Origin of the sequence: Geomonas sp. (assembly GCF_035254065.1) — a bacterium.
GTDB lineage: Bacteria > Desulfobacterota > Desulfuromonadia > Geobacterales > Geobacteraceae > Geomonas.
On the sequence record NZ_DATFBA010000161.1, the window covers coordinates 1 to 8,648 of the forward strand.

Annotated in this window: 9 protein-coding genes and 1 pseudogene; 2 read left to right on the forward strand and 8 right to left on the reverse strand. The window is 61.5% G+C overall.

The window, feature by feature from the left end; all coding sequences use genetic code 11:
• Nucleotides 1–287: pseudogene (locus tag VJ604_RS07735) on the reverse strand (hypothetical protein); the annotation flags it as partial.
• 263 nt (nt 288–550) lie between these two features.
• Here VJ604_RS07735 and VJ604_RS07740 point away from each other — a divergent pair.
• Nucleotides 551–994 carry a GSU0071 family protein gene (locus tag VJ604_RS07740; protein WP_349256670.1) on the forward strand — a complete coding sequence of 148 codons (444 nt, stop codon included), beginning with the start codon at nt 551–553 and terminating at the stop codon, nt 992–994.
• On the opposite strand, the gene VJ604_RS07745 is transcribed toward VJ604_RS07740, so the two are convergent.
• The 3 genes from VJ604_RS07745 to VJ604_RS07755 all read right to left on the reverse strand — a co-directional run bounded on the left by VJ604_RS07745 (nt 995) and on the right by VJ604_RS07755 (nt 4,649).
• Entirely contained in the window at nt 995–1,609 is a 615-nt protein-coding gene (locus tag VJ604_RS07745; RefSeq protein WP_324081312.1) for an HAD family hydrolase, read from the reverse strand. It lies immediately after the preceding gene.
• Nucleotides 1,610–1,680: 71 nt separating this feature from the next.
• Nucleotides 1,681–3,846, reverse strand: a complete 2,166-nt coding sequence (locus VJ604_RS07750) for an alpha/beta fold hydrolase (protein ID WP_324081314.1) — start codon at nt 3,844–3,846, stop codon at nt 1,681–1,683.
• Nucleotides 3,843–4,649 (reverse strand): glycerophosphodiester phosphodiesterase, encoded by an 807-nt coding sequence (locus VJ604_RS07755; RefSeq protein WP_324081316.1) that lies wholly within the window; start codon nt 4,647–4,649, stop codon nt 3,843–3,845. The genes VJ604_RS07750 and VJ604_RS07755 overlap by 4 nt, the downstream gene beginning before the upstream one ends.
• 258 nt (nt 4,650–4,907) lie before the next feature.
• Here VJ604_RS07755 and VJ604_RS07760 point away from each other — a divergent pair, with 258 nt between their 5' ends.
• Nucleotides 4,908–5,411, forward strand: coding sequence for a chemotaxis protein CheW (locus VJ604_RS07760; RefSeq protein ID WP_324081319.1), 504 nt, complete (start codon nt 4,908–4,910; stop codon nt 5,409–5,411).
• A 112-nt stretch (nt 5,412–5,523) separates the two neighbouring features.
• Here the strand turns inward: VJ604_RS07760 and VJ604_RS07765 are convergent, their stop codons facing one another.
• The 4 genes from VJ604_RS07765 to VJ604_RS07780 all read right to left on the reverse strand — a co-directional run.
• Entirely contained in the window at nt 5,524–6,369 is an 846-nt protein-coding gene (locus tag VJ604_RS07765; protein WP_324081321.1) for a response regulator, read from the reverse strand.
• Between the two features lie 194 nt (nt 6,370–6,563).
• On the reverse strand, nt 6,564–7,442 hold the full coding sequence (locus VJ604_RS07770; protein ID WP_324081323.1) for a Rossmann-like and DUF2520 domain-containing protein: 879 nt from the start codon (nt 7,440–7,442) through the stop codon (nt 6,564–6,566).
• 254 nt (nt 7,443–7,696) lie between these two features.
• On the reverse strand, nt 7,697–7,915 hold the full coding sequence (locus VJ604_RS07775; RefSeq protein WP_324081325.1) for a hypothetical protein: 219 nt from the start codon (nt 7,913–7,915) through the stop codon (nt 7,697–7,699).
• Nucleotides 7,916–8,072: 157 nt separating this feature from the next.
• On the reverse strand, nt 8,073–8,648 hold a 576-nt coding region (locus tag VJ604_RS07780; protein WP_324081326.1), incomplete at its 5' end, for a L,D-transpeptidase.

Below are 8,648 nucleotides of genomic sequence, written 5' to 3' on the forward strand. Positions count from 1 at the left end.
ACGATCCCCAGCACGTCCAGGTTGGCTGCCACCAGGTGCACGCTGCCGCGGGCATCCCGGCGGCGCAGTTCCGTCTGCCTGGGGAGCCGCTCCAGCACCTCTCCGGCGACACGGACCCGGTCCCCGACCACGTGACCGGAATTCCTCTTCACCCTCACCATCCGGCGCTCGCCGCCGCCGAAAAGCACCTCGACAGCCACCCCGAAGTGGGATACTATCAGCCCGTCCGTCTCGGGTGCGCTCTCCGGTGCCTGCCCGGTGGTTATCTCTTTCCCCGCTTCTTCCAACCGCGTCTCCACTTTTATCTCTGCCGTTACCGGCCAGCCTTTTCGTCACATGCCGCCAGCTGGCGGGTTTTCCAGAATGAATAGGGGGCGTAACCGCCCCCTTGAGTTGACACAGAGCACCTTTTCACCGATATTTAGCTTATGGGATGGACGCCTTTTCCCAGCGACATCCCGTACCGCCGGCATTGATTCCTTGAACTATTTCCCTAAAGCACTCCGCGCAGCAAGCGGACGCCGGGCACCAGCCCGAAAGGTGGTCAGTCATGAACAAAGATACGGCGGATGAAGCAATTGACATATACGTATCGGAACGAATGGCTAAAGGAAAGCAGACGGCAATCAGACATTTTCTCGCCCGTATCTACCTGAAGGAGCAGAACTGGGAGATAGCGGATGCAATGCGCAACGTGCGAGGGCTGACCCGCTACTACATCGACCTCACCAAGGTCATGGTGAACCCCTTCAAGGGGCCCGAAATCGCATGGCTGGCCTCCATGATCTTCATCGCCATCTACGCCGCCATCCTGATCTCTTTAGACGACCAGCGCACGCTCGGCATCGCGCTACTCTCCGGGACCTTGGTCAACGCAGGCTATCTGGTCAGAAACGGGGTCAAGAAGTGGTGCGACCTCAACGTTATGCTTGCCATCTACGACGAGATCGTCCAGATCATGGACAACGAACTGGAGAGCCTCGCTTCCTCGTGACTACTCCAGTGCCAAGGCGAGTTCCGCCAAGGTGCCCACAGCTAAATCAGTAAGCTCGGGCCATCGGAAGGCGCGGCTGGGATCGACATGAACGGTAGCCGCTCCCGCCGCCCTTCCGGTTTCCAGGTCGAAACGATAATCCCCCACCATCACCACCGCCGAAGGAAGCGCCCCCCACCTCATCGCCAGCTTCAAAATCCCATCAGGATGTGGCTTCGCCTGCGCCTCGTCGCGCCCCAGCACGTCGTCCGGGGCGATATAGTTCGCCAGCCCGATGCGCGCCAGCGAGGTGAGCGCGTTTTTCCTGGTGTTGCGGGTCAAGACCCCCAGACGCGCCCCCCGTCCGTGCAGAAGTCGCACGAGCCCCAGGGCTCCCACCGCCGGCTCCGTTCTCCCCGCCAGTTCCTCCTCGATCTCGGAGAGTTTGGTCTTCGCCACACAGGCCTCCGGCTCGGGCAGCGCATTCAGATGGCAGATGATGTCGCTGTCCTCCGGCACTCCCAAAACCGACCGGATATGGGCGAAGTCGTGTATGGCAACGGTGAGGGTGCCGTCCAGGTCGAAGACCCAGTGCCGACTCTGGACAATGTCGATGGCAACCTGAGATCTGTGCATAGCACCTTTTTTAGCAGATTGACCTGAAAAGATAAACAGAAATGGGGTGCGAGGCGGCTCTGCGCCTGGCCTCACTTCACAGCGTCCCCGGCGGTGATGCGGTCCACGAAGGCGCCGATGGCGGCATGCACCTCCTCGGAGCCCGCCCCGGCCAGGATGCCGTGCCGCTTGAGGGGAAACTTCAGGTACTCCTTGTCCTCGCTCCCCAGCATCTCGAAGAGGCGCTCGCTCCCTTTGGGGTCCACCACGGGATCTCCCTCCGACTGCAATACCAGCACCGGTGCCTCGATCCGTCCCAGCTTCGGCTCCAGGTCCTTCATGAAGCGTCCGAGTTCGCGGACCCCGGCTACCGGCAGCCGCGCGTAATTTATCTGCGGGCGCTCCGGCACGGTCTCCACGAACTCCTTTTTGGCCCACTGGTAGCTGACCACGTCCATCACCCGGTTCCAGACCGTGATGGCCGGAGCGAAGCGGGAGGAGATGTCGAGCAGGCGGTGGGGCGGGCAGACGGCGAAGACCCCGGCGGCATCCGCCACCCTGCTGGCACATTCCAGGGCCACCCCCCCGCCGAAGGAGAACCCTCCCAACACCACCCGCTCGCAGGCGGCGCTCAAGAGGGCATAGCCGAGATCGACCGATTCCACCCAATCGCCACCTCTTCTCAAGGCGAGATCGTCGGGAGAGGTGCCATGTCCCTTGAGACGCACCTGGTACACCCAGTACCCCTTGCCGTTCAGGTACAGGGCGAGCTCGGCGACTTCAGCGGGAGCCGAGAGAAAACCGTGCACGAGGACCACGCCGAGCTTGCGCGAGCGCCCGTGAAGCAGCACCGGGGCACCGATCCTTTTCTCCTTGCTCTCGCCGTCGCGGTAGAAGACCCGGTAATCCTCGTCGAACTCCTCCCTCGCCTGGCGCTCCAGGTCCGCCGCCACCCTCCTGCGCACCACCGCCCCCGGCAGCCAGGCCATCAGGTGCACCTGGCGCTGCAGGGGGGTAAGCGGCAGCACCTCGTTGGCGATCACCCCCACCGGGTTGTCGATGCGGGCACGCTGCATCTCGAAGGGGGCCGAGAACTTGCCGCGGTCCTTGATGAGCTTGCCGTCCCGCCGGGAGACCACCCCCTTCTCGATGGCGAGCAGCAGGAAATCCCGGTACTTGTGGTAGCGGTCATCGGTGAGCAGGGCGACCTGCCCGTGCTGCAGGCTGTGGTGGCAGTGCACCTCCCGGGACCTGAGGAAGTCGGAGGCCAAAAGGTAGACGCGTCGCCTGAGATCGCTCTCGGAGACGGTCTTGAGCGGGGAAGCCCGCAAAAGGGAGGCGAACAGGTGGTCGTGGTTGACGGTGGTCAGCTGGTAGATGGAGGACATGTAGCCATCCATCAGCCGCCGCGCCTCCCGCCTCAGGTCCGGCAGCGAGGGGAGCAGGTCGTCGAACCCGGTGCCGAGGGCGGAGTCGATGTCGGCCTGGATGGCGGGTGCGAGTAGCTGGGCGGAGGGGTCGAGCGGCGGGCCGAAACGGATATCGATGTCCACGCCGGCAAAGAGCATGTTCCCCTCGGTGAGCATCTCCTCCCTGAGGCGGGGCGAGGCGTTCTTCAGGAACAGATCGCCCAGCATGCTCAGCACGTTCTCCCGGGCCCGCAGCGGGTAGTAGGTGATGTTGACCGGTACGATCCAGCAGTTCCCCTTCAGCACCGGTTCCAGATCGGAGATGCCGAACATCCCCTTCAGCCTTTCCACTTCCTGGGGCGCCCTCCCCGCCAGGCTCATCAGCCGCTGCCGGTAGAACTCGGTGCGCAGTGCAACGGTGGCGGCGCCGGAGTGCGGGCGGGAACCGCGGGCGGGAAGGAACAGGCGGCGGCGAAACACCCCCTTGTCCTTGACCATCCTCCCCTCCGGGAAGATGATCCAGTTGGCCTCGCGGGTCAAAAGGGTTTTCACGATCACCCGGTCCCGGTCGGGGCTTCGCGTGGAGATCGCTCCCACCAGGTCGAGCACCCCGCTCAGCGCGCCATCGAAAAAGGAGGCGTCCGCCAGCGACCAGACCGGCTGGCCGGTCAACAGGTAGATGTGGTAGGGGAGCAGCAGCGTTTCGATACGGGTGAAGTGGTTGACGACGAAAATCACGCCGCCCCCCTTGGGAACCTGTTCGGCGCCGTGGATGTGCACCCTGAGCTTTGAGAAGCGCTCGCAGATGGCGATCATGCTGCCGGTGGCGAGGTAGGCCATCCTGTTCATCGAGCGCCCCCCTCACGTTCCGCCGCGCCAAAGCCAGCTAACCGCCGGACCAGGGCCAGGCGCAGCCACCCCGGCCGGTTGGTCATGATGGAGTCCACCCCCAGACGGGCAAGCCTCTCAGCAGCCTTCACGGAATCAACCGTCCAGGTATGGATTTCCAGCGCCCGTTCCCGCAGCAGGCCGACCAGTTCTGCGTCCAGCACCGCGCGGTCCCTGCTGGCGAGGCCATCGGCCCGGCTTTCGGCGAGGGTGTCGAGAATTTCGAAGTGGGAAGGTCGCCAGGTGCCGCGAAAGCGGTAATCGGTAAGCCAGCAGACGCGGCAGGAAGGTAGCCGCTCCTTGAGAGTCCGCACCAGACGTGCGTCGAAGCAGAGCAGGCGCAGCCGGTCCTCTTCCACCGCCGAGCGGGCAAGGAGGTCGGCCAGCGGGGCGACGATCTCCTCGCCGCTTTTTATCTCGATGAACAGCCGCTTGCCGGGAGGCAATTCCCCCAGCACCTCATCGAGCGTGGGCAGATGGGCATCGCGCCAGCGCTCTCCTTTCCAGATGCCGAGGTCGAGTCGCCGCAGCTCGGCAAGCGTCGAGCGGGAAATCGCCATATCCACGCCGGCGGTGCGGGCGGTGCTCTCGTCGTGCAGACAGACGATCTCACCGTCCCGGGTCAGCCGGAAATCAGCCTCCACCCCGTCAGCTTCCTGCTGGAAAGCGAGCCTGAAGGAGGCGAGCGTGTTTTCGGGAGCTTCCCGGGAAGCGCCACGGTGACCGATGATGAGCGGGAGTGGCTGGTGTGGCATCATGTGCATCTGCGGACCTCAGGGTGAAGAGCGGCCGTCAGCCGCCGTCAGGCCGCGTTGCAGCAGCCGGCAGGGAAAACAGGAAGGCCTTTACCGAAATTATAAGCTTATAACACAAAAGAAAAAGCTCAACAACTCATGAAAGCGGCCGATATCACAGTCATTACGTTCACCTGTGAAATACCACCGACGCCAGACGGCGGCGTCGTTTGATAAGAGCTAGAGCAATAGAGCTGGTGGTCAACACGAAGCAAAGGAGAGAGTCACATGGCGGTCGCAACCATTACGGAAACCACGCAGTACCTGACCTTCAGGCTGGAGGCTGAGCTCTTCGCGCTCGACATCGGCAAAGTGCGCGAGGTGCTGGACTTTACCAGCATCACCAAGGTCCCCCAGACCCCCGACTACATGCGCGGCGTCATCAACCTGCGCGGCAGCGTGGTGCCGGTGATGGACCTGCGCCTGAAGTTCGGCATGGCGATGGCCGAGCAGACGGTCAACACCTGCGTGATCATCGTGGAGGTGGAGATGGAGGGTGAAAAGGTCATCATGGGGGCGATGGCCGATGCGGTGCAGGAGGTGCTTGACCTGGAGCCGGACCAGATCGAGCCGCCCCCCAGGATCGGCACCAAGCTGAACACCGACTTCATCAAGGGGATGGGGAAGCAGGCCGAGCAGTTCATCATCATCCTCGACATCGACAAGGTCTTCTCAACCGACGACAAGGAAGCGGCCCGCGACCTAGAAGGCGCCCTGGCCGTCAACGGGTAGCGTCGTCCGCTGGCATAACCCACCGGGGCTCTCAATCCATCCGCCTGGAAAATCAAAAGGGGCGAATTCTTAGAAGTTCGCCCCTTTCGCTTTGCTATCGCATCTAAAGCCGCTATCTCAGAAAGAGATAGTTGTGCTGGTCGCAGTAATCGAAGGCCCGCTTGACCCTGGTGAGGACGGTGGTTTCCTTGAGCGGCTTCGGGATGAAATCGAAAAAGCCCCTGTCAAATGCCTTCGCTTCGGCCTCGGCCGAAGGGGTCCCCGAGATCAGGATGACCGGGATCGCCTTGGTCTCGGGAATGCTCTGCAGGGCGGTGAGGAAGCCGAAGCCGTCGAGCTTGGGCATCTCCTTGTCGGTCATGATAACGTGCGGCCTCCTGCTGACCGCCTCCTTGTAGGCGTCGATCCCGTTGGTGGCGGTATAGACCTCGTACAGAGGGGAAAGGATGCTCTGCAGCATGGCGAGCATCATCTTGTCATCTTCGGCGATCAGGATGGTTTTTTTGACCGGCTTGGTGACGTCGATGCCGAGGTAATGCTTACAGATCGCCTTGTTGATCTCTTCGCGGGTACTTACGTACGGGATGATGCTGACGTTATTATTGGCGGCGATGTTCTGCAGAATTTTGGTGCCGGTGGGATCGAAAAGCGCCAAGTGGAGTTTGCCGCTCTCCGCCTTGAGCGGGAAAATGAGGTTCTGCAGCGCGGTATCGACCGTGAGGATACTGAGCAGCTCAGGCGGAAACGATGCCCGGGCAAAATTGTAGACCGTCTTGCAGCCGTACTGCCTCGCCAACGCTTCAGCCAGTTCATCGGCGGTAACCAGCCCCATCTCCACCAAGACGATACCGAACCTCTTGTTGAGCGCTTTGGAGATGGCCAGCACCCGGTCAACGGATTTCTGGCAGAGAAGCCCCTGCTCAACCAATATCTCACCAAGTTTTTTTCTTTGGCTCATCTTTTCCAAGCAACCGCCCTTCCATGCATTTAAAAGCTGTTATTATAGTTGCGAATTTTCGTGAGTCCACAAAAAAGTTCAACTAAAACAGCGAGTATGCATGATTTCATATTACTTGCATATTTCTGTCCAAGCAGCACCCACTCTTCGAGGGGGGCTCTCCTCAGCTCCCCTCCCGCCCTACGCCCAGGCCCCTAGCTGTTCTCCACCAGCAGTTTCTGCAGGGCGTCCAAAGAAGGGGAAGGGGCAGCTTCTCGACGCTGACGGGCAAGCTCCAGCGCGACGCGTCCCAGGGAGCGGTAGATCAGGGCCACTTCGCTGTCCCAGCTTTCAACTGCGGCCAACTGCCGCGCAACCAGCGCGACGTCACCGCGGGCTATGGGGCCGGTCAAGGCCTGCGCGGCACCGAAGCTAAAGACGTTGTCCAGCGTCCCCCTCACCAGGGGTTCCATTACCTGAAGGGCAGTCTGGCGCGGCAGCCCCGCCTTTTCATAACTACGGAGGCCCACCTCAAGAAGTGCGGTGAGGTAGTTGCAGACGAAGACCGCCCCGGCGTGATAGATGCTCTTGAAGGCGGGGTCGACGGCGAATATCTTGGCTCCCAGCGAGGTGAGGGCAGCGGAGAGCACGGCAACGGCCGCCTCGTCGCCCTCGATGCCGCACCAGGTCCCCGGGAACTCCCTCACTGAGCGTTCAACGTCCGCGAAGCTCCGCACCGGGTGCACGCTCGCCACCTCGGCTCCCGCCCCGCGCAGCGGAGCCAGCACATCGGCATTCAGCGCTCCGCTCAGGTGCCAGACGACCGTCCCGGGCTGCACAACTCGGCAGGCCGCCAGCCTCACCGCGCAACCGGCAATAGCATCGTCGGAGGCTGCAATCAAGCAGAGGTCAGCTGGGCTCAGTTGGGCGAAGTCTGTGACCGGGCGCCCCGCCCCGATCAAGGCCGCCGCCCTCGCGCCGCTTTCCGGAGTGCTGTTCAGGATATCGCCTATCTCGAAGATCTCTTTCTCGTGAAAAAGGCGCCCCAGCACCATGCCGACCTTACCGCAGCCGATGATATTAACTCTTTTCATGCCCACGTGACCTCGTTTCGCCAAAGGATGCGTCAGGGTACGCGTTCCGGGCAACCGTGTCAACGGCCCTGGCGCAGTAGCGAAACGGTAAAAGCAGAAATGAGAAAGGGAAAAGCGAGGAGGGCCTCAGGAAGCTTGAGACCCGACCTCGCACGGGAACGTGAACGCGCAGGATGAGTTGTTGAGGGAACCGAGGGAAGGGTTGCACGCCGTTACTACATAGCGGCAATTGGCAACAGCCGGGACAGCGACAGCTACTTTTCCTTGCTCAAGCTGTAATCGTCGCCTTCGACACACTCACTTTGAGCCTCCAGGAACGATTCAACCTGTGGATCACTCACAAGCTCGACCACACCATGATTCACCGACCACACCGCTCCGCAGATAGTACACTCGGTGATGCCTTCCTTGAAACCGTTCGATGTCAGTTCAGTCTCAAGCTGTTCCTGGTTCTTGCACACAGGGCATTTCATGACTACCCTCCTTCACCGGTTCCGTACTTTTGAGTGAAAATACCTGGCAAAAAGTATGACGGGAAATCCCAAGTTGGCAAGTAGTGGCGGCTGAGAGGATACGAGTTGGGTTTATTCAGTTGCATTGCCCCTGCGAGGTAGAGGGAGCAGCGTGGAGTCACGGGTGCTGCCCGGGTTTGGCAGAGGCAGGGAGCACCCGCATCGGCGCAACAGCAGTGTTGGTCACCGGCAAGGCGGGCGGCTCGCCCATGATGAGAACTTTCACGCTCTCGCTCTTGCTCAGGTGGTGCAAAGTCTGAGGGTCTTCCTCCTCGCCCAGTACCCACAGGTACAGTTTCTTGGCATCCATCAGGATCGGGTGTGACGGCGCGTGGTAGTACTCCTTCTGCATCTCCTCGTCGTAAAGGCCGATGCAACCGTGGGAAGCGGGGTAGCCGGGAATGTCACGTCCATGCAGCCAGTAGGTGGTCCACCCCTCCTCGTGCTTTTCGACAAACAGGCGCAGCGCGTAGTGCATCGGGTAGTAGCGATCCGTCCCCTCTACCTTGTAGAGGCTCGACTCGTGCCGGCGATCAACCGCATCGATTTCGTAAGATCCGTTCTTGAGCCGCATCCCCTCGATACCGACGGCCACCGGGGTGGAGAGGACCAGTTTGCCGAACTCGTAGGCGCCCAGGAACATCTCGTTCTGGTCAATCAGGATGAAGCGCGGTTCCTGCTCGGCCTCCGGGTA